22 protein-coding genes are annotated in these 25,575 nt (G+C 71.5%); 11 read left to right on the top strand and 11 right to left on the bottom strand.

Features of this window, described 5'->3' with window-relative positions; all coding sequences use genetic code 11:
* Window positions 1-163 precede the first annotated feature (163 nt).
* Window positions 164-1,210: a magnesium transporter CorA family protein gene (locus tag ACFSKW_RS26740; RefSeq protein ID WP_379575191.1), complete on the top strand. Its 1,047-nt coding sequence runs from the start codon at window positions 164-166 to the stop codon at window positions 1,208-1,210.
* A gap of 50 nt (window positions 1,211-1,260) precedes the next feature.
* Here the strand turns inward: ACFSKW_RS26740 and ACFSKW_RS26735 are convergent, their stop codons facing one another.
* On the bottom strand, window positions 1,261-1,656 hold the full coding sequence (locus tag ACFSKW_RS26735; RefSeq protein ID WP_379575190.1) for a hypothetical protein: 396 nt from the start codon (window positions 1,654-1,656) through the stop codon (window positions 1,261-1,263).
* 250 nt (window positions 1,657-1,906) lie between these two features.
* Here ACFSKW_RS26735 and ACFSKW_RS26730 point away from each other — a divergent pair, with 250 nt between their 5' ends.
* Window positions 1,907-3,226, top strand: a complete 1,320-nt coding sequence (locus tag ACFSKW_RS26730; protein WP_379575189.1) for a phytase — start codon at window positions 1,907-1,909, stop codon at window positions 3,224-3,226.
* Between the two features lie 251 nt (window positions 3,227-3,477).
* Here ACFSKW_RS26730 and ACFSKW_RS26725 read toward each other — a convergent pair whose 3' ends face one another.
* Entirely contained in the window at window positions 3,478-4,704 is a 1,227-nt protein-coding gene (locus ACFSKW_RS26725; RefSeq protein ID WP_379575188.1) for a DUF418 domain-containing protein, read from the bottom strand.
* A 510-nt stretch (window positions 4,705-5,214) separates the two neighbouring features.
* On the opposite strand from ACFSKW_RS26725, the gene ACFSKW_RS26720 reads away from it, so the two are divergent.
* Complete coding sequence (locus tag ACFSKW_RS26720) at window positions 5,215-5,937, top strand: class I SAM-dependent methyltransferase (RefSeq protein WP_379575187.1); 723 nt, start codon at window positions 5,215-5,217, stop codon at window positions 5,935-5,937.
* Between the two features lie 31 nt (window positions 5,938-5,968).
* Here the strand turns inward: ACFSKW_RS26720 and ACFSKW_RS26715 are convergent, their stop codons facing one another.
* Both ACFSKW_RS26715 and ACFSKW_RS26710 read right to left on the bottom strand, forming a co-directional pair.
* Entirely contained in the window at window positions 5,969-7,231 is a 1,263-nt protein-coding gene (locus ACFSKW_RS26715) for an MFS transporter (protein WP_379575186.1), read from the bottom strand.
* Window positions 7,228-7,800 (bottom strand): ArsR/SmtB family transcription factor, encoded by a 573-nt coding sequence (locus tag ACFSKW_RS26710; protein ID WP_379575185.1) that lies wholly within the window; start codon window positions 7,798-7,800, stop codon window positions 7,228-7,230. The genes ACFSKW_RS26715 and ACFSKW_RS26710 overlap by 4 nt, the downstream gene beginning before the upstream one ends.
* A gap of 132 nt (window positions 7,801-7,932) precedes the next feature.
* On the opposite strand from ACFSKW_RS26710, the gene ACFSKW_RS26705 reads away from it, so the two are divergent.
* The 3 genes from ACFSKW_RS26705 to ACFSKW_RS26695 all read left to right on the top strand — a co-directional run bounded on the left by ACFSKW_RS26705 (window position 7,933) and on the right by ACFSKW_RS26695 (window position 12,607).
* Complete coding sequence (locus ACFSKW_RS26705; RefSeq protein ID WP_379575184.1) at window positions 7,933-8,481, top strand: TetR/AcrR family transcriptional regulator; 549 nt, start codon at window positions 7,933-7,935, stop codon at window positions 8,479-8,481.
* A gap of 23 nt (window positions 8,482-8,504) precedes the next feature.
* The gene (locus ACFSKW_RS26700; protein ID WP_379575183.1) at window positions 8,505-10,673 is read left to right on the top strand and encodes an MMPL family transporter; all 2,169 of its coding nucleotides are present in this window, start codon (window positions 8,505-8,507) and stop codon (window positions 10,671-10,673) included.
* 257 nt (window positions 10,674-10,930) lie between these two features.
* Entirely contained in the window at window positions 10,931-12,607 is a 1,677-nt protein-coding gene (locus ACFSKW_RS26695) for a VanW family protein (RefSeq protein ID WP_379575182.1), read from the top strand.
* 968 nt (window positions 12,608-13,575) lie between these two features.
* Here ACFSKW_RS26695 and ACFSKW_RS26690 read toward each other — a convergent pair.
* Together ACFSKW_RS26690 and ACFSKW_RS26685 are read right to left on the bottom strand one after the other, a co-directional pair.
* On the bottom strand, window positions 13,576-14,091 hold the full coding sequence (locus ACFSKW_RS26690; RefSeq protein WP_379575181.1) for an XdhC family protein: 516 nt from the start codon (window positions 14,089-14,091) through the stop codon (window positions 13,576-13,578).
* A 173-nt stretch (window positions 14,092-14,264) separates the two neighbouring features.
* A complete protein-coding gene (locus tag ACFSKW_RS26685; protein ID WP_379575180.1) occupies window positions 14,265-14,477 on the bottom strand; it encodes a hypothetical protein in 213 nt (70 codons plus the stop codon).
* A 303-nt stretch (window positions 14,478-14,780) separates the two neighbouring features.
* Between ACFSKW_RS26685 and ACFSKW_RS26680 the strand changes: the two genes are divergently transcribed.
* On the top strand, window positions 14,781-15,299 hold the full coding sequence (locus ACFSKW_RS26680) for a SigE family RNA polymerase sigma factor (protein WP_379575179.1): 519 nt from the start codon (window positions 14,781-14,783) through the stop codon (window positions 15,297-15,299).
* Window positions 15,296-16,399: a hypothetical protein gene (locus ACFSKW_RS26675; RefSeq protein ID WP_379575178.1), complete on the top strand. Its 1,104-nt coding sequence runs from the start codon at window positions 15,296-15,298 to the stop codon at window positions 16,397-16,399. The genes ACFSKW_RS26680 and ACFSKW_RS26675 overlap by 4 nt, the downstream gene beginning before the upstream one ends.
* A 130-nt stretch (window positions 16,400-16,529) precedes the next feature.
* On the opposite strand, the gene ACFSKW_RS26670 is transcribed toward ACFSKW_RS26675, so the two are convergent.
* Together ACFSKW_RS26670 and ACFSKW_RS26665 are read right to left on the bottom strand one after the other, a co-directional pair.
* A complete protein-coding gene (locus tag ACFSKW_RS26670; protein WP_379575177.1) occupies window positions 16,530-17,228 on the bottom strand; it encodes a CBS domain-containing protein in 699 nt (232 codons plus the stop codon).
* A gap of 154 nt (window positions 17,229-17,382) precedes the next feature.
* Complete coding sequence (locus ACFSKW_RS26665) at window positions 17,383-18,261, bottom strand: diacylglycerol/lipid kinase family protein (protein WP_379575176.1); 879 nt, start codon at window positions 18,259-18,261, stop codon at window positions 17,383-17,385.
* A 96-nt stretch (window positions 18,262-18,357) separates the two neighbouring features.
* On the opposite strand from ACFSKW_RS26665, the gene ACFSKW_RS26660 reads away from it, so the two are divergent.
* Both ACFSKW_RS26660 and ACFSKW_RS26655 read left to right on the top strand, forming a co-directional pair.
* Window positions 18,358-19,104: a phosphatase PAP2 family protein gene (locus tag ACFSKW_RS26660; protein WP_379575175.1), complete on the top strand. Its 747-nt coding sequence runs from the start codon at window positions 18,358-18,360 to the stop codon at window positions 19,102-19,104.
* Entirely contained in the window at window positions 19,091-19,771 is a 681-nt protein-coding gene (locus tag ACFSKW_RS26655) for a phosphatase PAP2 family protein (protein ID WP_379575173.1), read from the top strand. The genes ACFSKW_RS26660 and ACFSKW_RS26655 overlap by 14 nt, the downstream gene beginning before the upstream one ends.
* Here the strand turns inward: ACFSKW_RS26655 and ACFSKW_RS26650 are convergent.
* The 3 genes from ACFSKW_RS26650 to ACFSKW_RS26640 all read right to left on the bottom strand — a co-directional run bounded on the left by ACFSKW_RS26650 (window position 19,748) and on the right by ACFSKW_RS26640 (window position 23,102).
* Window positions 19,748-21,304: a phospholipase D-like domain-containing protein gene (locus tag ACFSKW_RS26650; RefSeq protein ID WP_379575172.1), complete on the bottom strand. Its 1,557-nt coding sequence runs from the start codon at window positions 21,302-21,304 to the stop codon at window positions 19,748-19,750. The two genes, ACFSKW_RS26655 and ACFSKW_RS26650, sit on opposite strands and share 24 nt — an antisense overlap.
* Window positions 21,301-22,092: a DUF1206 domain-containing protein gene (locus ACFSKW_RS26645; RefSeq protein ID WP_379575171.1), complete on the bottom strand. Its 792-nt coding sequence runs from the start codon at window positions 22,090-22,092 to the stop codon at window positions 21,301-21,303. Before ACFSKW_RS26645 ends, ACFSKW_RS26650 begins: the two co-directional genes overlap by 4 nt.
* Before the next feature lie 101 nt (window positions 22,093-22,193).
* Window positions 22,194-23,102, bottom strand: coding sequence for a DNA-3-methyladenine glycosylase family protein (locus ACFSKW_RS26640; protein ID WP_379575170.1), 909 nt, complete (start codon window positions 23,100-23,102; stop codon window positions 22,194-22,196).
* Between the two features lie 214 nt (window positions 23,103-23,316).
* On the opposite strand from ACFSKW_RS26640, the gene ACFSKW_RS26635 reads away from it, so the two are divergent.
* Window positions 23,317-25,455, top strand: coding sequence for a SpoIIE family protein phosphatase (locus ACFSKW_RS26635; protein WP_379575169.1), 2,139 nt, complete (start codon window positions 23,317-23,319; stop codon window positions 25,453-25,455).
* Window positions 25,456-25,575 lie beyond the last annotated feature (120 nt).

The following is a 25,575-nucleotide window of genomic DNA, read 5'->3' as shown; positions in this document are numbered from 1 at the left end:
GCGGCCTCGCGGTCCTTGAGTGATCGGACACCCAGGCGTTCGCGCACCACGACGTGATCAGCACGGTGCTGACGCCTTCAGCGTTTTTGCGAGATCCTTGGGCAGTGGGTACGCGCGGGCGGCTTTGCCCGGCCACCCGGAGGTTCGCTTGGGGGGTGAACCGATGGACGTTCGCCTGGTCGGCGACGAGGGCGTCGAGGAACGCCCCGTCGAAGAACTGAAAGCGCTGCTCGACCATGAAGACGGCCTCGTCTGGGTCGACATCTCCAGCTGTGACAGCGAAGCCGTCCGCGTGCTGTCGGAGGTGTTCGGCTTCCACCCGATGGCGGTCCGTGACTGCGTCGAGCGCAACCGCGTGCCCAAGGTGCACGCGTACGTCGACCACGTGTTCGTCGTCCTGCACGCCCCCGAACGCGGCAAACGCGGGCACGTGCACTTCATCGAGCTCGACCAGTTCATCGGCCGGAACTACCTGGTGACCGTCCACGGGCCGATCAACCCGGCGGTCGAGCCTGGCTCGGCCCTGCGCGAGACCCAGGCGGTGCTCGCGCGGCTCGAGGCGGGGCGGCTGCACCCCGCCACGCCGTTCGAACTGTCGTACGCGATCGTCTCCGCCCTGATCCGCAACCAGGAGAGCTACCTGGAGACGGTGACCAGCGACGTGTGGCGGCTGGAGCAGCGGGTCACGGGCGGGCAGGTCGGCGAGCCCGAGGAGTTCCTGAACGAGCTGTTCCGCGCCCGCCACGGGCTGCTCGCTGTACGCACCATGGGCGCGCTGAGCGGCGCGATCTACGGCAGGATGACCAACCTCACCCGCATCTCGCCGGCAGGGCAACGGCTGGTGGTCGACATAGCCGACCAGTTCGACCGGTTCCGCAGCGTGGCCGACGGCGAGAGGGAGTATCTCCAAGGGGTGATCGAGTTCTACCAGACCACCCTCACCATCAAGGCCGCGCTGGTCGGCCAGGCGCAGAACGCGGAGGTCAAGCGCCTGACCGAGGCGAGCTACGCCCAGAACGAGGAGATCAAGAAGATCTCCGCCTGGGCGGCGATCTTCTTCGCCCCGACCCTCGTCGGCACCGTGTACGGCATGAACTTCGCCCACATCCCAGAGCTGGGCTGGGCCTACGGCTATCCGTCGGCGCTGGCCGTGATGGTGCTGGCGTCCGCCGCGCTCTTCGCGGTGTTCAAGCGGCGGGGCTGGCTGTGACCGGAGGAGCTTCCAGCGGTGACCTTCGGATCCGGCGACATCCCGCGCGTTCAGCCCTGCCCGGCATCCGCGTGGACGGCGGTGACGATGTGTCCCTTGATGGGCACCTCGACGCCGGTGTCCGTGCGGAAGCGCCCCAGCGCCTCAAGGGAGTCCCTGAGGATTCTGCCGTACACCTTCTCGCTGATCCGCGCACGCAGCGGCGTGCTGTCGGCCTCGATCCGCACCAGGTCCTCGATGGACGCGAGCCTGACGGTGCCCGTCCGGGTGCCGACCGCGGTGACGCGCAGGCCCGCGAGGCCGCACACGAGCTCACCGCCTCGGCGCGCCTCTACGACGCCAGCTACCGGGCGCTCCGGTCGGGATCCTTCGTCCGCCTCGCCGACCTGCGCGTGCTGCAGGGCCGGCTGGAGGAGGGCGAGCGGTTTCTCACCGGCCACGAGCACGATGCCTCCGCCCTGCGGCCAAGCTGGGTCTGCGCAACCGGGCCGAGGTCGCCGCCTACGCCTCCCAGACCTGGACGGACCCGAGCGCGCCGCGGTGATCAGGACACCGCGTGGACTCGCGCTCATCGGGCGGATCCGACGACGCGCCAAGCCGCACCGGGCGCGATGGGCGAGACCCGCGAGTCCCTCGGCGGGCACCGGCGCCCGCCGTTCACCGGCAGTACACGTGCGGCGGGCATACTCCGGCGCCATGCGTACCCTCCTGGCCGCCCTCGCGGTGACCGCCACCGCACTCCCCGCCGTGTTCCCCGCTGTCTCCGCCTCCGCACTCCCCGCCACACCTCCCGCCGTGTTCCCCGCTGTCTCCGCCGCGAACGCCGGCGCGCCCGCCTTATCTGCGGACGAGCTGCCCTCCGCGGCTCCTGCCGCCGAGACGCCCGCCCTCTTCGACGACGGCGCGGGCGGCAACGCCAACGGCGACGACCCCGCGATCTGGGTCAACCCGCGGAAGTCGGGCCGAAGCCTGATCATCGCCACCGCCAAGGAAGGCGGCCTGTACGTCCACGACCTCGGCGGCAAGCGGCTCCAGCACATCGCCGCCCCGGCCGCGCCAGGCAAGGACGACGAGCCCGGCCGCTTCAACAACGTCGACCTGGTGTACGGCTTCCGCCTCGGCGACCGCCGCGTCGACCTGGCGGTCGTCTCCGACCGAGGCCGCGACCAGCTGCGCTTCTACGCCATCGACCCGGCCGGGCTCACGCTGACAGACGTGACCGACCCTGCGGTGCCGTACGTCTTCAACCGCACCCAGCGGCAGGTCAACGAGGAGGAGACCGCCTACGGTCTGGCCACCTGGCAGGACGGGGGCCGCGCCTACGCCCTGGTCAGCCGCCGCCACCAGACCCGCCTCGGCCTGGCCAGGCTCACCGCCAGGAACGGCAGGGTCGCCTACCGCCTGACCCGCACCCTCGACCTGCCCGCCCGCTTCGAGCTCCCGGACGGCGGCACCTGGCGGCCGTGCGGCGAGCCAGGCGAGCGCCCCCAGATCGAAGGCATGGTGGTGGACGGCGGCCGCGACGTCCTGTACGCCGCGCAGGAGGACGTCGGCATCTGGCGCCTGCCCGCCGACCTGACGGGCAGGCCCGTGCTCATGGACAAGGTCAAGGAGTACGGCCGGCAGGACACCTACGACCCCAAGACCGACGAGTGCGTCCCCGGCGAGGAGCGCGGCCACGGCGGCGAGCGCCTCGCGGCCGACGCCGAGGGCCTGACCATCTGGTACGGCAAGGGCGGCGGCTACCTCCTGGCCTCCAGCCAGGGCGACAGCACCTTCGCCGTCTACACCCGTGAAGGCAGCAACCGCTTCCTCGGCTCGTTCAGGGTGGGCCCGGGCAAGGGCATCGACGGCACCGAGCACAGCGACGGCGCGATGGTGGTCGACCGGCCGCTCGGCCGCTACGCGCACGGCCTCCTCGTCGTCCACGACGGCCGGAACACCCCCGCAGACGGCGACAGGGAGAACACCAACTTCAAGCTCGTCCCCTGGGAGAACGTCCCGCTCCCCCGCTGAGACGCCCCAGGGATCACAACCTTCACGGGCCGGGACCGCCCTCCGCCCGCGAAGGCCCAGGGTCAATGCGAGCGGGGGCATTCCCGGCCCCGCCCACGAAGGCCCAGCTCGACGCGGGCGGGGGCGGTCCCGGCGCACGAAGGCCCCGGCTCGACGCGGGCGGGGGCTGGCCCGGCGCACGAAGGCCCCGGCTCGATGCGAGCGGGGGCTGGCCCGGCCCGCCCGCGAAGGCCCGGGTGGACGCGCGATCGTCAGGACGTGTGGCGCAGAGGCGGGCGACGGGCCCAGGTGGCCCAGCGCCAGAGCCACTCGACAGGGCCCTGGCTGTACCGGCGCAGCCACAGGGTGGACCACAGCCACTGGACGGTGAGGACGGCGGCGGCGATCAGGAGCACCGTCGTCGAGGACCAGCCGTCCGGCCGGCCGCCGAGCACGCGACCGACCGCCAGAACCAGGATCGTGGCGGTCAGGTAGTTGGTCAGCGCCATCCGGCCCAGCGGCGCGAAGACGGCCCGCAGCGCCGGCCGGAGCGGCGTCCTGAGCAGGACCAGCAGGACGCAGATGTAGGCCCCCGCGAGCAGCAGCCCGGCCACCGCCATCGCGAGACCGAACGCCGGGCCGTCGGACCGCGAGCCCGCCTGCCACCACACCACGGGTGCGGCCCCCGCCGCCAGCGCCAGGCCCAGCACGGCCGGCACCCGGATGGAACGCTCGATCCGGTCGACCACCCCGTACCGCGTCAGGGCCGAGCCCAGCAGGAACAGCCCGGGAACCAGCGCGAAGGGCCCGCCTCCGAGGATCAGCGAGACCGCCAGGAGCACGGGGGCCAGACCCGCCACGGCCCATCGCGGCAGCCAGGTCGAGGGCAGCAGCACGAGCAGGCCGACGATGGCGTAGACGGCCAGGATGTCGCCCTCCCACAGCAGCACATGGTGTGCCAGGCCGAGCGTGAGCAGTGCCAGCAACCGGCGGAGCAGGAGCACCCTCGGGCGGGCGGTGCGGCCCGTGGCGGAGTCCAGCAGCAGCGAGAAGCCGATGCCGAACAGCAGGGAGAAGATCGGGAAGAAGCGCTGCCCGACGAGCAGTCCCATCCACGCGTCCGTGGGGCTCGGCTGTGAGCTCGGGGGAAGGACGACCCCGCCGACGCTCGCGATCGGCTGGATGTTGGCCAGCAGGATCCCGCCCAGCGCGAACCCGCGTACCACGTCGAGCGCGGCGATCCGCGGGCGGCCCGGGGAGGTCCTCGCGGAGGCTTCGTCGCCGCCGTCGTGGCGCGGCAGGCCTGGGGAGGTCCTCGCGGAGGCTTCGTCGCCGCCGTCGTGGCGCGGGCGGTGGAGGCGCTGGTCGCCCGCGGGCCAGGACTCGTGACCCGGCTCCGCGGGAGGTTCGTACGGCGGCCGGTCAGAGCAGGGCGGCTGCCGGAACGCCCGGTCAGGCCCTCGGCTCGCGGCGTCGGCGGGAAAGTCTTCACGTGGCATGGGGCCTCATCCTGCGCGCGCCGGCCCGATGCCGGCATCGGGCGAAAGCAGGGTCGCGCCGCTCCCCCCGGTACTTTCGGCCGGTTCCCTGGCCCGGCGGCCGCCCCGGCCACGCCGACCGGTTCGATGGCCGGGCCGCCGACGGGTCACGCTCGCCGGTTCGATGGCCGGGCCGCCGACGCGAGCCGCGCCGCCGGCACGATCCATGGGATGTGACCAAGACCACTCATCACCCCTCCCTGAGCAGGTCCTGCGGCGCGGCTGAGATGCCCGTGGCCGCCCCTCACGAGAGGGCCGCCGGGCCGGGAGGGTGCGCCCGGGGTGGTGGTGCGCGGCCGTCCGGGAAGGCGCTGGGAGAGCGCTTGGACGGCCTTCCGCGGCGCCCCGCGAGCCCGGACAAAGGCCCTTCGACCAGGGGAAACACGCCGGGCGGCCACTACGATCAGAGGGTCGGCCGCGCGCGGCGGCCACCGTTCGGGGAGGTTCTGAGTGAACCGGACTATCCGCACCATGGATGATGTTCTGGGTCTGCTGGACCGGCTGTTCGCGTCGGAAGCCGACCGGTGGACGAAGGACGCCTCGGCGTGGTGGGACCGTTTCTACTCCGACCGCTCGAAACCGGTCCCCTTCTTCGTGACCAAGCCGGACGAGAGCCTGGTGTCCTACCTCGAGCGGGGACTGCTCGCTCCGGGGCGCGCCCTGGACCTCGGCTGCGGACCCGGCCGCAACGCCATCCACCTGGCCTCGCTCGGCTTCGAGGTGGACGCCGTCGACCTCTCCCCCGCCGCCGTGGCATGGGGCGAGGAGCGGGCCCGCGAGGCGGGCGCCGATGTCCGCTTCCACTGCGGCGACGCCTTCACCACCGAGCGGGTCGCCGGACCGTACGACCTGGTCTATGACTCCGGCTGCCTTCACCACCTGCCGCCGCACCGCCGGGTGAGCTACCTGGACCTGCTGGACCGGGTGCTCGCCCCCGGCGGCCACCTCGCCCTCACCTGCTTCGCCGCGGGCGCCATGGGGTCCGAGCTTCCCGACGAGGAGTTCTACCGCCAGGGTCGGCTGGACGGCGGCCTGGCCTACACACCCGACGCGCTGCGCTGGATCTTCTCCGACTTCACCGAGATCGAGGTGCGGCGCATGGAGGAGCAGCCGTCTGACGCACCTGTCTTCGGCGTCCCGTTCCTCGTGGCCGCGCTCTTCCGGCGCCCGGCGGTGCCCGTCCGGGCGACCTGACGCCGGTGAGGTCGCCGGGAGGCGACGTGGGTTACGTGTCCATCCGGGTGGCGGGCAGGTCCCGGAGGCGGCGCAGCGGGCTCGCCAGCAGGATCAGTCCGCTCAGCGCGAAGATGCCCAGCATCACGACCAGGGCCGCCCGCACGGAGAGCGCCGTGGCGAGGGTGCCTGCCAGCATGGCGCCGAGTGGGATGGCGCCGAAGTTGACCACCTGGGCGCTGGTGGTCACCCGGCCCATCACCTCGGTCGGCACGTAGCTCTGCATGAAGCCCGCGAAGATCACATTGCCGGCGACGATGCCGCCGATGATCGCGATGCTGGCGACGACGAACGCCACCAGGCCCGCACCCCGGTCCGCCAGGGCGATCAGCAGGCCCAGCGGCGCCAGTCCCGCCTTGCCCAGCAGGACGGCCCGCGCGCTGCCCAGCCGCGCCGCCATCGGCCGGGCGGCGAAGGCGCCGACGACTCCGCCCACGCTGGTGGCCGCGATCAGCGCACCCGTCACTCCGGCGGACAGCCCGACGTCGCCGATCAGGAAGATCACCAGCAGCGACTGATAGCCGGTCAGCGCCAGGTTGGCCACGCATCCGTAGAGCATGTTGCCGCGCAGCAGCGGGTCACGGACGACGGTCCGCAGGCCGTACCTGATCTCGCTGCGCAGCCGTCGCCGCGGGCGCGGCTCCACGACCTCGGTGCGCTTGACGCCCATCAGGCACAGAGCCGACACGGCGAAGCTCACCGCGTCCACGACCAGGCCGCCCAGCGCGGAGACGAACTGGGCGAGCAGCCCCGCGAGGCCGGGTCCGACCAGGTTCGCGACCTGCTCGCTGCCCTGCAGCTTGGCGTTGGCCTCGAGCAGGTCGGGCCCGTCGACCAGCGACGGCAGGTAGGCCCGGTACGCGGTGGCGAAGAACACCTTCGCCGTACCCGCGGCGAAGGCCACGGCGATGAGCTGGCCGATTGTCAGGACGCCTGACATGGCCGCGATCGGCACGCTGAGGAAGGCCGCCATCGACACCCAGTCGGCGACCAGCATCACCCTGCGCCGCGAGAGCCGGTCCACCCAGGCGCCCGCGGGCAGGCCCACCAGCAGCCACGGCAGCCAGACGGCGGCGGCCAGCACGCTGACCGCGAACGCCGAGGAGTGCAGCACGGTCACCGCCACCAGGGGCAGCGCGACGCCGGTGACGGCGCTGCCCAGGCTGCTGGCGCTCTCGCCCAGCCACAGCAGCCGGAAGTCGCGCCGGCGCAGGAGCCCGAAACGGGGCGGACGAAGGGCCTGGGTCGTGGTCATGGCTGCCCGGGAACGCCGCGGGCGAAGGTGAAGACGGTGGCGCGTTCCTGACCGTCGTCGGGTATCTCGCGCTCGGCCCACCGGTTCATCACGCCGATGATCTCGGCGGCGAACTGCGCGAGTTCGTCGTCGGTCACGGTCAGCCAGATCTCGGTGGAGAACGGACCGCGCTGCCAGCGTTCCTGCTCGGACTGCGGCTGATCGGCCCAGCGCCGTACGTGGCCGACCTGCCGTTCCAGGTTGAGCGACTCCAGGGCGCGCGCGATCGCCTCTCCCGCGGCGTCCTCTGCGAAGTCGGCAGAGGACCAGCACAGGTTCTGTGAGGTCCGCCGCCACCAGCGTTCGCGCCGGTCGCGAGCCAGCTCGGGGGCCTCCTCTATCAGTCCCGCGCCGGCCAGGGCACGCAGGTGGTGGCTGATGTTGCCGACCGCCTCTCCTGTGTGCTCGGCGAGCGTGCTCGCGGTGGCGGGGCCGTTCAGTTTCAGCAGGTCGAGCAGGCGCCGGCGGACGGGATGCGCCATGGCGGCGAGCACCCGGGAGTCGGTGATCGAAGGGCTGGTCTCGGACATGGCGGCCACTCTAGATACACAAGGATCATTGTGCAATACCTCTTGTGCATCTGATCCGACAGTGAGGAAGGCCACAACGCACTCCCTGTCCGATCGGTCAGATCTGACCGATCGGACAGCTATTGTGGGGATATGGCACGTCCCCCTTCCGCTCTGCGCGGCCACATCCTGCACTCGGCGTTGGATCTCTTCGCCACGCGCGGCTACAAGGGCACCTCGCTGCACGACATCGCTCAGGTGGTCGGCTGTTCGAAGGCGTCCTTGCTCTACTACTTCGTCAGCAAAGAGGCGATCCTCGCCGAGTTGCTGACCCCTGCCGGCGAAGGGCTGGGCGAGCTGGACGCCCGGCTCTCCGGTTTGGAAGGAGGCCAGGCCATGGAAGCGGCCATCACTGGTTTCGTCGACCTGGCCATGCGGTTCCGGCGCGAGGTCAAGGTCCTGTTCCAGGACATTCCCGTGCTGGCCGGCCATCCGGCGCTGGGTGCTGTGCCCGCCATCGTGGCGCGGCTGATGGCCGCGATGGTGGACGGCTCGACCGACTCCAGGAGCCTGGTCACCGCCTACATGGTCATCGGCGCGGTCTCCGTCACCTGCGCCGGCGACGTGCCGGTCCCGGATCAGGACCTGCGTACCGAGCTGATCAGCGGCGCCCTGCGCACGCTCGGCCGCGACCCCCGCTGACCTTCGAGAGAGACAACACTTTCATGGCTTCTGTGCTGTACCGGCTCGGCCGGTTCTCCTTCCGCCGCCGAGGGCGTGTGCTCGCCGTCTGGCTGGTCCTGCTTGCTGTGCTGGGTGGGGCGGCCGCCGCCTTCATGGGCCCCACCACTGACAATTTTTCGATCCCCGGCACGGAGTCCCAGCGGGCTCTCGACTCCCTGCGCGAGCAGTTCCCGCAGGCCGGTGGCGTGACCGGCACCATCGTCATCGCGGCGCCCGAAGGGCGGAAACTCGACCCTGTCGCGGTCGGGGCCGTCGTGCGGGAGGCAGGCGGGGTTCCCGGCGTGATCGCCGCCATCGACCCGTTCAAGGTCGGCTCGGTCACTCCAGACGACCGCTACGCGCTGGTCCAGGTCCAGTTCGACACCCCTCTCGACGAGGTCACCGACGCTCAGCGCGCCGCGTACGAGCGGGTCGGCGCCTCCGCGCGCGGGCTCCGGGTGGAGCACGGCGGTGAGGTCATGAAGGCCGAGGTGGAGGTGGGTTCCACCGAGGCGCTCGGCGTGCTGGTCGCCGCCGTGGTCCTCGTCGTCACCTTCGGCTCCCTGGTCGCCGCAGGCATGACGCTGCTGAACGCGCTGATCGGCGTGGGGGCGGGGATGGCAGGGCTGTTCGCCCTCAGCGGCGTGCTGGAGCTGACCAGCACCGCGCCCATTTTGGCGTTGATGCTGGGGCTGGCGGTCGGGATCGACTACTCGCTGTTCATCACCTCCCGCTACCGCCAGTACCTCGCCGAAGGCGTGGCGGAGGAGGAGGCCGCCGGGCGCGCGACAGGCACGGCGGGTTCGGCCGTGGTCTTCGCAGGCGCCACCGTCGTCATCGCACTGGCCGGCCTCTCCGTGGTCGGCATTCCCTTCCTGAGCATCATGGGTCTGGCCGCGGCGGGTACGATCGCGCTGGCCGTCCTGGTCGCCCTGACCCTGCTGCCCGCCATGCTCGGCTTCGCCGGTCTCCGCGTCCTGCCGCGCGGGCGGCGCGGGCGGTTCGACGGGCAGGCGTCCCATCCCGGGCGTGAGGGATTCGGTTTCCGCTGGGGCAGGATCGCCGTCCGGCTGCGCGTTCCGATCCTGCTGGCGGGTGTCGTGGGGCTGGGCGCGCTGGCCCTGCCCGCCCAGGACATGCGCCTGGCACTGCCCGACGCAGGCACCGCCGCCTCCGGCACCGCGGCCCGCGAGGCCTACGACCTGATCGGCGAGGGATTCGGGCCCGGCTTCAACGGCCGGCTGATCGCCATCGTCTCCGGCGACGAGGCCCAGGCCACCGGCGAGGCCGCCCAGAAGGCCGCGAAGCTGATCTACGACGCGGGCGCGCTCGCGGTCTCCCCTCCGCAGGCCAATCCGCGGGGCACCACCGTGCTGATGACCATCATCCCCAAGACCGGCCCCACCGACGCGGCCACGGAGCAGTTCGTGCGCACCATCCGGGAGCGCGTGGCCGGCATCGAGGGCGCCGACATCGCCCTGTCCGGCGTCACCGCCATCGGCATCGACGTGTCGGCGAAACTCGCCGAGGCGATGCCCGTCTACCTGCTGCTCGTCGCGGGGCTGTCGATCCTGCTGCTCATGCTGGTCTTCCGCTCCCTGCTGGTGCCCCTCAAGGCGGCGCTGGGCTTCCTGCTCACCGTGGGCGCCACGTTCGGCATCACCGTGGCCATCTTCCAGCAGGGGCACCTGGCCGACCTGTTCGGCGTCGAGGTTCCTGGACCGCTGGTGAGCTTCCTGCCGATCCTGCTCATCGGCATCCTGTTCGGGCTGGCCATGGACTACGAGGTGTTTCTCGTCTCCCGCATGCGCGAGGACTTCGTCCACGGCGACAGCCCTCAGCAGGCCACCGTCAACGGCCTGGGCCACAACGCCCGCGTCGTCACCGCCGCCGCGCTGATCATGACCGCCGTCTTCGGCGGATTCGTCTTCATGCACGATCCGATCATCAAATCCATGGGCTTCGCGCTGGCCCTCGGAGTGCTCGTCGACGCGTTCGTCGTCCGCCTGACGCTGGTGCCGGCCGTGATGTCCTTCCTCGGCCGCGCGGCCTGGTGGCTGCCCCGCCCCGTCGACCGGATCCTGCCGAACCTCGACATCGAAGGCGAGAGTCTGCACGGGAAACTGGCCACCCAGGAGCGCGACGCCGACCAGGAGGCCGTCACGGTCTGACACCCTGTCCGGGCCGCCCTCGCACCTGGGCGGGGCGGCCACAGGCTCCTCACCAGCCGAGATCTTCTACGAAGGCTCATAGTAGACTGCTGGAGAAGCTCGAATCTCCAGCGAGGTCGTCCCATGGGTGGAAAGCGTCCCCCGCTCCGTGCAGCCGACGCACGGCGACTTCCGGCCGTCACCGAACACGACACGGTCCTGGAACCGAGGAACGGCGGGCGGACCTTCTCCGCGCTCTTCCGGCCGGCGACCGGCTGATGTGGGCCGCGCCGACGAGCACGCGCTCCCGCGTCGCCGTGATCCTCGCCGCTCTCGCGGGTGTCCCAGCGCTCGTCTACGGCGTGGCGGCCCTCACGCTCTCCGGACAGGTGCCGCCGGGCACCAGCGTCGGCGGTGTGCACCTCGGCGGGCTGTCACCGGCAGGCGCTCGGGCGCGCCTGGAGAAGGCGTTCGAACAGCGCGCCTCCCGACCGCTCGCGATCAGGGCAGACGACACCACGATCACCATGACCCCCGCGGAACTCGGTCTCGCCTTCGACGCGCGGGCGACGGTCGCCCTCGCCATGGACGGGGCCACCACTCCCGCGGGGGTGGCCCGCTCGCTCTTCGGGACGCGCGCCCTCGCCCCTCACGTCGCGGTGGACGGCACGCGCATGGCGGGCAGGCTCAGCGGACTGGCCAGAAGGGTCGACACCAAGCCGCGCCAGGGCAGCGTCCTCTACCGCGGGACGGAACCGCAGACGGTGGTGCCGAGACCGGGGCGCGCCCTCGATCGGGCCGGCGCGGCCCGGGCGATCCGCGCGGCCTACCTGTCCGGGAGCGAGCCGATCGTGGTCCCGCTCAGGCCGGTCGCACCGGCGGTGTCCGCCGACCAGGTCCGCAGGACCGCCGCCACCGTGGCGCGTACGGCGGTCGCCGCGCCGCTGACCTTGACGGCCGGGCCGAAGCGGGCCGTCCTGTCCCGATCGCGGCTCGCCGCGCACCTTCGGTGGCTCCCCGACGGCAAGGGCGGCCTGCGGCCCGTCTTCGACTCCGCGGACCTGGCCGCCGACCTGCAGAACCAGCTCATCGCGGCGGGACGGCGGCCGAAGGACGCGTCGTTCGCCATCGTGAAAGGCAGGCCGCAGGTGATCGCCGGGCGGCCGGGCGCGGGCATCGACCCGGGCGCGCTCGGCGAGGCGGTCTCCGCCGCCCTCGCCGGCGGCAGCCGTACGGCGGAGGTCCCCGTCACGCGGACGCAGCCGCGGCTGACCACGCAGGCGGCCGGGACGCTGGGGGTCAGGGAGAGGGTCGGCTCGTTCACCACCCGCCACCCCTGCTGCGCGCCCCGCGTGACCAACATCCACCGCATCGCCGACATCGTCGACGGCCATCTGGTCGAGCCCGGAGAGACGTTCTCGCTGAACGGCGTGGTGGGCAGGCGCGACAGGGCCCGCGGCTTCGTCGAGGCGCCGATGATCCTCAACGGCCGATTCGTCGACGACGTCGGCGGGGGCGTCTCCCAGTTCGCGACCACGATGTTCAACGCCGTCTTCTTCGGCGGGTTCGAGGACGTCCAGCACACGCCGCACCAGTTCTACATCTCCCGTTATCCCGCCGGCAGGGAGTCGACGGTCTCCTACCCCGAGCCCGACTTCCGCTGGCGCAACGACTCTCCGTACGGCGTGCTGATCACGACCTCCTACACCGGCACCTCGATCACCGTCGAGTTCTGGAGCACCAAGCGGTTCGACATCGACGCGGAAAGCTCCCCCCGCTACAACGTGAAGAGCTTTCCCACGACCACGGACAGCGGGCCCGACTGCATCCCGATGACCGGCGTCGAGGGATTCGCCATCGACGTCTGGCGGACCTTCGAAAAGGACGGCAAGGTCGTCAGGAAGCAGCGCTTCCACACCGTCTACGACCCCGAACCGCGCCTGACGTGCACGTGAGGAGAGGCCGTCGTGGTCGTCACGGCGCCGGGCTCCCCAACAGGACGGGACAGGTTCACCGCCACCAGCCACGAGGAGGGGCGAGGCCGGGGGTGAAGCGGGAGTCGGGGGGAGACATGGCGGACATGCGCGACCTGCCCGCGGGCCTCGACGTCCTGAGGCTCGTGCGCAGGCATGAGCCGGTGCTGCGGTTCACGGCCGGGGAGATGTTCTTCCCCATGCCCGTCGAGGACTACGTGGCGCGGGCGTCGCTGTGGGCCTCTCCCCAGGACGGCGACACCGCCGTGAAGGTGCTCGATCACGGGCGACTCGACGCCCTCCTGCTGGCGGCGGCGCTGGAGCATCCGAACGCCGGCCTCTTCCTGAGGTACGCGCCGAAGGCCCTTCAGCGCCACGAGGTGCGCGCATGGCGAAAGAGGCCGGATCGGCCGACGTTCACCGGGGTGTCGCGCCTGGCGGCCGTCGGCCTGCTGGGCAGGCGATGCGCGGATGGTCCCGTCGGATGGGCGGGCCTGGACAAGGTCCCGCCGAACCGTGCGGCGCGGGCCGCCGCGGACGCGGCCCGTGTCGCCGAGCTCGACACGCTCATCGGCGACCTCGACGCGAAGATCAGTGCCGGTCAGCGGCAGCTTCGGCAGGCGATCAGCGGTATCGACGTGCTGCCGCCCACGGTGACCTCCGACAGGTGGGGCGACGACAGCGCGACCACGCGGGTGGCCGAGCAGGAGCACGCCCTGGAGGAGCTGCGATCGCGGCGCCGCGGCGCGGTCAACGAACGCGACCAGCTTCGCCATGTCCCGAGCGCGACCCTCTCCTCACCGCCCCACGCCCATCTGCGCCATCGGGCGGTACCCGAGACCGCTGTAGCCCCCGGCCTGCTCCTGCGGTTCTGGTCGGGCGCCTCGCTGTCAGTCTTGCTGTGCCTGCTCGGCGTGGCCCTCCTGTTCGACCTGGGCCTGCTGTTCCACTCAGAAGTGGAAGCCGCCTGGCCGGCCGTTCCTGTCGGCGATCAGGCCCGCCAGGGTGGCGAGGGCGATCTCCGCGGGCGTACGGGAGCCGATGTTGAGCCCGACAGGGCGGTGCACGCGGGCGATCTCCTCCGGCGGGACGCCGAGCTCGGTCAGCGCCTGCACGTGAGGCCCCGTATGGCGCGGGCTGCCCATGATGCCGATCCATCGGGCCGGACTCTTGAGGAGGTCGCGGAGCACTGGTCCGATCTCCTCGCGGTGGTGGTCGGTGAGCACGACGTCGGCGGTGCCGTCCAGGAAGTCGCCGGGTTCGGACACCGCGGGGAAGCCGTCGAGCGCTCGGCCCGGGTCAGGCTCCAGCAGGACCGGCCTGAACCCCAGCTCCGCACCGAACCGCAGCAGGTGTCCGGCCATCGGCGAGGCGAAGACGGCCACCAGCGTCCTGCCCGTCTCCGTCTTGGGCGGATCGCTGTGAGCGACCTCGCACGCCGGGTCCTCATCGTGGCTGTGGGTCATACCAGCAGTCTCCACCCGGAACGAGGCGATGGTGTAGCTCATCCGGGAGATGTCGGCCGGTTCGCGCGACGGAGCCGGCCGAGCGGCGCCCGCCTCCCGGACGACGCTCGGCGGGCACGGTCACCACGGCGGCGCAGGCCCGGGCGGCCGTGGTGACGGAAGACCTCCGGCGGCTACCCGCAGTGAGAGGCCATGGGCGACGTGCGCACCTCAGTCGAGTAGATCTTGCCCATCGCGAGGATGCACCGGCCCCCGGCGGGCAGCGAGCGAGGTCCCGCGTAGTACTTGTACTGGCCTTCGTCGTAGTCCATGGCGCGCTGCCTGCAGGAGCCGGCCGGGCTGGTCTGCTCGCACACGACCAGGATGACCCTCATGTACTTCGACACGCCCCAGGTGGAACCGGACGAGACCGTTCGCGCGCAGTTGCGCTTGGTCCCGGAGTCGTAGTAAACGTCCAGGTGGCCGTAGGTGCTGATCGGGATGTGCTCGATGAGCGAGCCGGAGCACTCCCCGGCCTGCGTGGCGTGCGCGGCTGTCAGGCGCGCCGCGACTCCACCGGCCGTTCTCGCCCTTCCCCCGAAACCGCGCCGTGCCGGACCTCGGCGGGGACACCGATCGCCGTCACGAGGAAAACGTCTGCAACCTTTCTCCCGACGAGTCGCGTTGGGAACAGGCGAGAGGAGATCACATTGAATCGTCACGACGGCTTCCGCGAGTTCGTGCTCGCCCGCCAGCAGGCGCTGATGCGGACCGCGTACCTGCTCACGGGAGACGCCCACCTCGCCGAGGACCTGCTGCAGAGCGTCCTGATCAAGGTCGTGGGGCACTGGCCCAGGCTGTCCACAGGCGGCAATCCGGAGGCGTACACGCGCAAGGCGCTGGTCAACCAGTACATCTCCTGGTGGCGCAGGCCGCGCCCCGAGTTACCGAGCGCCGACCCTCCGGACCGCGGCGCCTCCTACGACGAGGCCGCACTCGACCGGATCGTGCTGCGCCAGGCGCTGGCCAAGCTGACGCCCAAGCAGCGTGCCGTGATCGTGCTGCGCTTCTGGGAGGACCTCACCGAGGCGCAGACGGCCGAGGCGCTCGGCTGCTCGGTGGGCACCGTCAAGAGCCAGGCCCACCACGCGCTGGCCCGCCTGCGCGCGCTCGCGCCCGAGCTCGCGTACCTGCTGTCCGATTCCGAGCTCAGAGAGGTGGTCCGATGACGCGGCTGCGTGAGGCGCTGAACGACATCGCCGACGAGGCTCCCCTGGTGAGTCTGGCCGACCTGGCGATCGCCGGCCACCGGCGCAGGCGGCGGACCACCCTGGCGCTGGCCGCGATCGCGGCGGTCGCGGTGCTGGGTGTGACGACGGCGGCCGTGGCGCTGCGGGAGCCGCCGGGTCCGCGCGGCGATGACACGGCCACGCCGCAGGACGTGGCCACCGTACCCGACCTGCCCGACGGCGAGGTCGGGCCGCTCAGCCACGCCTACCGCACGCCCTGCGTGATCGACACGAAACGGCGGCGAGCCGACTGCAGTGCCGTCGAGTGGCGGGTGGTCACCCGCACTGGCACGACCTACCGGGTACCCCAGGCGCTCGCCAGAACCACCAGGGAGTCGCACGTACCCGTCGCGATCAGCAGGGACGGGCGCCTGCTCGCCTACTACAGCCGTCAGGCCCAGGCGCACGTGGTCCGCGACCTGATGACCGGCACCGAGCAGACCTCCTCCGTCACGGTGAAGGAGGAGCGGATCGGCCCCGGCTCGATGCTCGTGGTCTCCGACGACGGCCGCCACGTGGTCTTCGACCCGAGGGAGGGCAGCAAGGAGCCCGGGATGCTGATCGACATGCGGACCGGCAGGACGGTGCCGGTGCAGGGCACGTACGAGACGGTCAGCGTCAAGGACGGCGTCGCCGCGCTCGTCCGCTACGTCAAGACCGACCTGTGGCTGATGCCCGTCACCGGCGGAGGCAGGCCGGTCCGCTTCGACGGCGCGTTCATCTTCTTCAGCGAACTCGCCCCGGACGGACGCACGGTGGCCGCCTTCGAGTTCCAGGACATCAAGAAGCCCCGGCTCAGCCTTCTCGACGCCACGACCGGGCGGACCCTGCGGAAGGTCGCCGTCAGCGGCCTGCCGAAGGACGGCGGCGTCTCGAACACCAGCCTCTGGCACAGCGGGTCCGAGGTCACGATCGTCTACCTGACCAGGGAATTCGCTGGCACCTACGCGGTCGACGTCAACACCGGGCAGTCCCGGCCGCTGGCCCGCTACCCCGCCAAGGGGATGTACACGACACTCCCTGGAGTCGCGGGCAGCTGACAGCACCAGGGCAGCCTCCGGAACGTTCCCTTCACGGACGCCTGCGGTCTCACCGCGCTCATCCGCGCCGCCGACCCGACCCGGCTCCTGGGCAGCCGGGTGCGTCTGCCCGCCTCCCGGATCGGATCGCTCACCTCCCGCGGATCACGGAACTCGACCGTCGCGTCGGCGCCGAGCGCGGGTCGGGACGTCCCGCCTCGGCCAGGTCGTCCCCTGGGCAGGCCAGCTCGGAGACCACGTCCACGACGCCCTCCAGCCGCCTGATCCTCTCCACGAGCGCGATGGCCTGCGACGCGCGTTCGACCCGGCCGCCGATCGTGACGATGCCCCTGTCGACGGTGATCGAGAAGCCGTCGCCGGCCAGTTGCCTGATGTCGGCCTCCAGTTCCTCGGCGGGGCGGGTGAAGACCCGCAACACGTCCGCCTCGTGGAGCGTGCCGATCATGCGCCCGGTGAGCAGGTCGATCACGGGCAGCTGCTTGATCCGGCTGTCGTGCATCGTCCTGGCGGCGTCCTTGAGCGGCGTGTCAGGGGTGACGGTGATGGCGGGCGAGGTCATCAGCTCGGCGGCCAGCGTCGCAGCGGCCTTCTTGTGCTCGGCGCGGGTCCTGCCGCTCTCGAAGATGGTGACGGTGTGCCGTACGGTGTCGATCTCCTTGAGGATCAGGTCGTCCTCCGAGATCACACCGACCGGCCGGCGGTCGGCGTCGATGACAGTGACCGCTCCCACCGCGTAGCGCCTCATCGCGGTCACGATGTCGGCGAACGACGCGTTCTCCACCACCGCGATGGCCACCGCACCCATGACGTCCTTGACTTGGATGGACATTGCCGCCTCCTCGGGTTCGTTTCCCAGCGTGCTCGCCCGCTGTCCGTGACGGCACCGGCGAACGTCCCGCCTGGTCAGGCCCAAGGTCCCGAACGTCAGGCGGCCGGGACGACAGCGACGGGGCAGTGGGCGTGGTGCAGCGGCCGCCGGGTGGTCAGGGCGGGAGGCAGACCGTGAGCGCGCCGGGGACGGCCCTGGCCTTGAGCCGGGTGGTGGACTCGCGTTCCCCGCCGTCCAGCTCGTACGTCAGCGGGGCGCCGAACCGGGCCGACACCTTCTTCGCGCGGGTGATCCGGACGAACGGAGAGTCGTCGGAGCGGCCCGCGGTCATCCTGCCGATCACCCGTGCCCACTGGACGGGCCCCTGGGCGGTGGAGACGCCGACCTCCAGCCAGCCGTCGTCCGGCCGGGCGTCGTCGAACGCCTCGATGCCGCCGGCGATCGTGCTCACGTTGCCCAGCAGCAGGCAGCTGGCCTGCCCCTCGAACCAGGTCGTCCCGTCGACCTTGACCTTCATCGGCACCAGCGGACCGCCGACGTGCCTGACGGCCGCCCTGACGTAGCTCAGCTTGCCGAGCCTCTTCTTGGCCTTCCCGTCGGTGTCGGCGATCATCTCGGCTTCGAACCCCGCTCCCGCCATCACCGCGAAGTGCTCGCCGTTCAGCACTCCCAGGTCCAGCTTCTCCCGCCGCCCGTGGAAGCCGATCCGCACCGCCTCCTCGAGGTCGGCGGGGATGCCGAGGTTGGCGGCGAACAGGTTCGCGGTCCCCGCGGGCAGGATGGCCATCGGCACGCCGGAGCCGGCCATCGCGTCGGCGCAGCGCTGCACCATGCCGTCGCCGCCCCAGACGAACACCAGGTCGGCGCCCTGTTCGAGCGCCTGGCGGACCTTCTTGGGCGCCTTCCTGCTCTTGGGCACCTCGAACCAGAGAAGGTCGCCGACGTCCTGTTCGGTGATGAACACGCGCAGCCTGTCCAGGCCTGCGCCGAGAGTCTTCTTGCGGTGCGCGACAACCGCCACGGTGGGGGACATGCCCTCCGACTACCCCCGGCGCCGGCTTTCAGGCAGGAATCAACGCCCCCTGCCGGGGTAGCCGACGCAGATGCGCATCGAGGAAGGGCCGCAGCTGTGAGGAGCCCATGGCTCAGGGCTCGCGTCGACCGTGACCACGGACTGGGGCTGCGGCTGACGATCGCCAGCCTCGCGGTGGCACTCGTCGCGATCCCGTTCACCCTGCTGCTCCTCGTGGCCAAGATGCCCGTCAACGGGCTGGACGCGCAGGTGGCGCATGAGCTGCACGACTACGCACTCGACCACCCCGCCATGACCAGGCTGCTCATCGTGTGGACGGACCTGTTCGGGCCGTGGTCGTGGCGTATCGCCGTCATCGCGTTCGCCGTGTGGCTGCTGTACAAGGGCGCGCCACGGCTGGCCCTCTGGGCGGTCACCACCGTGACCGTGGGCGGGCTGCTCGCCCTGGTACTCAAGATCGTCATCGCCCGGGCCAGGCCGCATCTGCCGGACCCCGTCGCGCTCGCGCCGGGCGACTCCTTCCCGTCGGGCCACACCGTCAACGTGACGCTCGGCGCGGGTGTGATCGTCCTCCTTCTGCTGCCCATGCTGTCCCGGAAGGGGCGGCGCGTGGCCTGGGCCGTCGCCTGCTTCCTGGTGTTGTCGATCGGCTACACCAGGATCGCGCTCGGCGTGCACTGGGTCAGCGACGTGCTCGCGGGCATCGTGCTGGGAGCGGCCGTCCTGGCCGCCACCACGGCGGGATTCGAGACGTGGCGGCGCGAGCGGGGCCGCAGGCCCGCCTCGCCGCTGACCGAGGGAGTGGAGCCCGAGTCGGTGAAGGTGACCCATGACCGGAAGTGAGCACGTGAAGTACTACGCGTCGACGATCTTATTGCCCATGCTCCTGATGGCCGGAGTGACCTACGGCGTGGGCGAGCTGATCCTTGCCTGGCCTACCGGTGAGGCGGGCATGAGCCGGGCACTGGCCGCCGACCGCACCTCACTGTGGAACATGCTCACCGACTTCGGCAGCAGCCTGTCGAACACCCCCTACATCGTGGCGGCCACCGCGGCGGTCGCGATCATCTGCCGGCTCGTGTACCGGCGCTGGCGCGAATCCGTCTTCCTTGTCGCGGCTGTCTGGAGCCAGTCGCTCATCTTCCTGGCCACCACCGCGCCCGTCGGACGGCACAGGCCGCCGGTACAGCACCTCGACCCGGCCCCGCCCACCTCCAGCTTCCCGTCGGGACATGTCAGCGCGGCCGTCGCGTTCTACTGCGGGGTCGCGCTCATCCTGACCACGCGCGTCCGCAACCGGGCGCTCCAGGTGGCGATCTGGGTGCTCGCGGTCGCCGCCCCGCTCGCCGTCGCCTTCTCCCGCCTGTACCGCGGCATGCACTTTCTCACCGACGTCGTCTGGGGCCTGCTGCTCGGCGCCGGCTGCGTCGTGATGGCCGCCCGCGCCGTCCTGTACCGGCGCGAGCGACAACGGCAGCGGCAGGCCTCAGAACGTGCTCGACCGACGTAGCCGCGGCGGCCGCCCGTCCGGGTCCACGACCATCCGGTACAGCGGCATGGCCATCGTCCTGCGGAGGCGGCCGAGGCCAGGCCGCGGGTGCCTGCGCAGCCTGCCGGGCGGGCGGGGGCCCCGTCGTCCGCCCCGATGCCAGGCGTCGAGCCTCGCGGCCGATTCGGCGAACGCCTCGAACGCCTCCTTCGGGTCACACAGATCGGCCAGGTCGCCGGAGTCACGGTCCAGATGCTCGGCGGCGAGCGTCAGCCGCAGGTCCCTGGCGAACCTGCGCGCCCCGGCGGGCGGGCGCGGGTCGGGCTCCTCGTCGATCACGGCGCAGCTCAGTTCGGAGTCGAACGTCCATGAGCGCAGGTTCACGTTGTCGGAGCCGACACTCGCCCACACGTCGTCGACCACGCACACCTTCGCGTGCACGTACACGGGCGTGTCCAGGTGGTTCTCCAGATCATAGATCGCGATCCGGCTCTCGCCGGCACGCTGGAGCCTGGTCAGCGCCTCCGCCCTGCCGATCAGGCTGGCCGGACCCGCCAGCCATCCGTCCTGGTCGGGATGGCGCGGCACCACGATGATCATGCGTAGCCCCGGCTCCCGCTCCAGCGCCTCGGCGAACGGCTCGATCACCTCCGTGGACCAGAGGTACTGGTCCTCCAGGTAGACCAGGGAGCTCGCCCGGCCGAGCACCTTGTGGTAGGCCCTGGCCACGCTGCGCTCCCCCTCCGGCGCGAACGGGTAGGCGCGGCGCAGGTGCGGATAGGTCCGCAGCAGCTGTACGGCATGCGTCCCGGCCCGCGGCGGCGCGGGCCCCGGCTCGGGCAGCGGCGGCACATCGGCCATCCCGGTCAGGCGGTCGCGCAGGCGCCTGACCGGCTGGCGGGTCTCGGGCGCCGGGTCTCCCCAGCGCTCGCGGAAGACCTTCTCCACCTCGGCCACGGCCGGGCCGTTGATCGCCACCTGGGCGTCGTGCCACGGCGGGCGCGGGCCGTACGCGCACGGCATCGGCGCCGCCTGCGGGTCGCCCAGGTGCTCGCGGCCGTCACGGCGGCTGTGGCACAGGTCGATGCCGCCGACGAAGGCCACGTCCTCGCCCGGGTCGCGGTCATGGCGCAGGACGACGAACTTCTGGTGGTGCGAACCGCCGTGCCGTACCCGGGTGTCGAGCAGCGCCTGCCCGCCGGCCGCCTCGATGTCCTGGCCGAGGTGCCGGTTCTCGGCCGAACTGAAGCGGAGGAAGTCCAGGTGCGAGCGCCAGATCAGCCCTCTGACCAGCGCCCCCCTGCGGGCCGCCGCTGCCATGGCCGCCGCCACCGTGGGGCCGTCCCGCGTGAGCCGCTCGTCGGGGTCGCCGCGCCAGTCGGTGAACAGCAGCAGGTCGTCCTTGCCGAGGCCGGCCAGGCCCGCGTGGAGCTCGGCGAAGTAGGTCGCGCCGTGCACGAGCGGGCGCACCAGGTTCCCCTCGGACCAGGCCGCCAGCCTGGTCGCGTCGTTGCCGCGCTCCTCGCGGGTGAGGAACCAGTCGTCGAGCCTCATGTCCGCCGCCAGCGGGCCTCTCCGAAGCAGTATCCGGCGAACAGCAGCAGTCCGAGCGCCACCAGCACCAGCAGCCAGGGCCCCACAGGGGTGTCGGCGAACGACCTGAGCGTCGCGTCGATGCCCCTGGTCTTGTCCGGGTCGAAGGTGACGGCCGCCTGGATCACGAAGATCCCGGCCGCGACGGCGATGACCCCGCGCGCGATGTACCCGGCGAGCCCGAGCCGATCCATCACCGTGCGGGCCCGCGGCGGCATGGGCCTGAGCTCTTCGCGGAACTTCTTCTTGATTCCGCACCACACCCAGTAGACGCCGAGTGCGACGATGCCGAGCCCGATCGCGCCGACGATGATCTGCCCGGCCGGGAGCGCGAGCAGCTTGCCCGTCAGGTCCTGGGACTTCTGGTCGTCGGACGAGCCCTTACCCGCCAGCAGCATGGTCAGCAACGCGGTGCAGATGAACGCGTAGACCACGGCCCTGCCTGCCGCCTCGATCCTGTCCTTGGGCTCGTGCGCGCCGAAGATCGCTTCACACGCCTGCCACACGGTCAGCGCGGCGAACCCCACGACCATGATCCACAAGATCACCGCCCCGAACGGCAGCGCCGCGACCGTGGCCATCGCCCCGCCCTTGTCGGCTTCCGCTTCCCCGCCGCCGAAGGCGATCTGCAGCGCCAGCACCCCGATCAACCCGTAAAGCACACCACGACAAACCAGCCCCACCCGCGCCAGCTTGTTTATGGCCGGACTATCCGCCGCCCGGCGTGCCACCACCTCAGCCTCGCTCATGGATTCTCCCGAGAGTCGTGAAAACCCTCGAACTGCCCTCGATTTCGCGCTCTAGGCCTTCACCCGGCGAGCGCCCTGCCCATCGCCCTTGCGGCAGGCGTTCACCGCGCTCGCGCCGATCCCTGATCCCGATCGTCCATGACGCCGTAGGCGGACGCCCTGAACAGGAAGGAGGCCCAGGAGCGGTAGGGCCGCCACCCCTCGGCCAGCCTCCGGTAGGCCGCCGCCGGCGCGTCTCCCGGCAGGCCGTACATCTCGCGCAGAATCGCGAACAGGCGCGGCTCGTCACCGGGGAACGCGTCCGGCGCGCCTGCGCCGCGGATCAGGATCAGACCCGCCGAGAACGGCCCCACGCCGGGCAGGGCGCGCAGCTCGGCCAGGGCCTCCTCAGGACCGAGCGAGCGCAGGTGCTCGGCGGTGAGCACCCCGTCGAGCGCCGCGCGGGCCAGCCCGCGCACCCACTCCTCCTTCTGCGCGGGCAGGCCGAGACCGCCGGCCTCCAGCAGCGTCATGGGCGGAGGGAAGGCCGCGTACGGGCGACCGTCCACGGTGACCTTCGCGCCGTACCGCTCGGCGATGCGCTGCTTGATCCTGGAGGCGACGAGCATGGACGAGCGCTGCACGATCACCGCCCAGCACGCCGCCTCCCACGGGCTCCAGAAGCACACCGGGCGCAGGCCGGGGCGGCTGCGCTGCAGGTCACCGAGCACCGGGTCGGCCTCGCCGAGCTTGGCGAACCCGGCGCCGTCCACGTCGAGGGACAGGATGCGCGCCACCTCGCCCCTGATCCCCGGTCCCGCGGCCCTCGTCGTGGCGACGGCGACCCCGTCAGGCGCGGCCGTCACGGTCACGCCGATCGGCAGCCAGTCGGACTCCGCGCAGTAGGCGAAGCGCAGCGCCCGCCCGTCGGAGGGCAGCCCGCTGGTGGCCGGCCAGTCCTCGACGAAGCGCAACGAGGCGCCGAAGTCGAACGGGCCCTCGGCCGTGAGCGTGAATCCGTGCGAGGTCATGCGCGTATGGTAGGTGGCCTGCGGACAACCCCGTACAGCCGGCCAATACGGCGGGCCGCCGGCGACGCGACTCCCTCGCCGGCCACCCTTTCGCTCACCACGTCAGGCTCTCAGCCGGTGCCGGTTCAGATGGGCCTGTCAGGACTCATGACCAAAGGTCCAGGTCAGTCGGGGTAACGTCCCATATGTAAGACCCTGGAATGAGGTGGTGGCTTTGGGGCGGCAGTTCCCACCTGATGATGCGGTCGATGCCGCGGGCGGGGGAGACGACAGAGACGCGCTGGCCAAGGGCCTGACGGAGATGCTGGAGGAGATCGGCGCCCATACGGGCGGGGTCTACCGCCTGTCACCCGACGGCCAGGTGCTGGAACTGGTGGTGATGGAGGGGCTGCCGCGGGAGTTCGTCCAGCCGTGGGAGCGGGTGAGCGTGACCGCGCCGATTCCTGTGGCCGACGCGCTGCGGGACAAGCGACTGGTGTGGGTGAGCGACGAAGAGGACATGGTGCGTCGCTACCCGGCGCTCGCCGTCGCCCTGCCGTACGACTACTCCCTGGCCGCGCTCCCGCTGTATACCGCGGCGGGCGACCACGGAGCGATGTTCATCGTCTGGTCGGGCGCCTATCCCCCGCCGCCCGCCCACACTCGCGACCACCTCACCGCCGCCGCGGCCGTACTGGCACACAAGCTGCAGGACTTCGCCCAGAGCACCCCATCAGGGCGGAAGGACACCGGCTCGCGCGCCCCGGCGCCGCTCACCGATCCCGCGGACGTGCTCGGGGCGATGGTGGCGCGCCTGCCCGAAGGCCTGTGCACGATGGACGTCAACGGCCGCCTCACCTACATCAGCCCCAAGGGGGCCGCCCTGCTCGGCGAGTCACCCCTGCGACTGGTCGGCGCCCAGCCCTGGACCGTGCTGCCATGGCTGGACGATCCCGTGTACGAGGACCACTACCGAAGAGCGATGATCAGCCAGCGGCCGACCTCGTTCGTCGCGCTGTGCCCACCCGACCAGTGGCTGGCCTTCGACCTGTACCCCTCGATCTCCGGCATCACCGTCCGCATCAACCCGGCCCCCATGGAGTCACAGGCCCTGACGGCCGCCACCGTTCCGATCGACGTGGCGCTCCCCACCCGCACAGGGGCCATCTACCACATCCTCCATCTGGCGAGCACGCTGACGCAGGCCGCCGGCGTCCAGGATGTGGTGGATCTCGTCGCCGACCAGATCATGCCCGCGTTCGGCGCCCAGGCCGTGGCCCTGCTGGCGGCCGAGGAGGGAAGGCTGCGCGTCGCCGGCCATCGGGGCTTCCCGCCCCACATCATCCAGCAGTACGGCCGGCTCTCCCTCACCTCACCCACGCCCAGCATCCGCGCGATGGTCACCGGAGTGCCCAACTTCTTCGAATCGCAGGAAGAGCTGTACAAGATCTACCCGTCGGCCGTCGCGCCGGACGACGGCATGGCCGCCTGGGCCCTTCTGCCCCTGATCGCCTCCGGCCGCCCCGTCGGCACGTGTGTGCTCGCCTTCCGCGAGCCTCACCGCTTCACGGTCGAGGAGCGAGCCGTGCTCACCTCGCTGGGCGGTCTGATCGCCCAGGCGATGGAACGCGCCCGGCTGTACGACGCCAAGGTCGAACTCGCTCGCGGCCTGCAGGAGGGTCTGCTCCCCCACGCCCTTCCCCGCATACCGGGACTCGCGGCGGCGGCCCGCTACCTGCCCGGCACCGAAGGCATGGACATCGGGGGCGACTTCTACGACCTGATCCGCCTGCCCGACGGCACGGCCGCGGCCATCATCGGCGACGTCCAGGGGCACAACGTCACCGCCGCCGCCCTCATGGGTCAGCTTCGCACCGCGGTGCGGGCCTTCGCCGCGTCCGGCGCCGGTCCCGGCGAGGTCCTCTTCCGGACGAACCAGATGCTCACCGACCTCGATCCCGGCCTGTTCGCCAGTTGCGTCTACGTCCACCTCGACCTCCGGCGCCGCGTGGCGCGCCTTGCCAGGGCCGGCCACCCCTCCCCTCTCGTCTGGCATCCCGACGGGCGCGTCGAGGTGATACACGTGGCCGGGGGCCTCCTGCTCGGGATCGAACGCGAGACGGACTACCCGTGCACGGAGGTCGCGCTGGAGGTCGGCAGCCTCCTGGTGCTGTATACCGACGGCCTGATCGAGGTGCCGGGGACCGACATCGATGACGGCCTGACGGCTCTCGGCGCCAGGCTCGTACGCGACGGTGACCAGCACCTGGACGAGCTGGCGGAGAACCTGATCAGAAGCGCGCAGGGCGCCCGCCGCCGCAGCGACGACGTCGCCCTGCTCCTGCTGCGGCTGACGGCCGAGCCTGTCCCGTAAGCCGCGCCCTGTCGCCGGCCGGCGCCTTTACAAAGTAGATCACTTGCGGGTCCGCGACCGCCCTCGTGTGCCGGTTCCAGGAGACGGCACCGTCCCGCCCGCGCCTGCTCCCACGCACGC

It is taken from the genome of Nonomuraea mangrovi, assembly GCF_042681425.1.
Classification (GTDB): Bacteria; Actinomycetota; Actinomycetes; order Streptosporangiales; family Streptosporangiaceae; genus Nonomuraea; species Nonomuraea mangrovi.
Note: the sequence above shows the minus strand (reverse complement) of the source record. Positions and strands in the feature narration are given on the sequence as shown.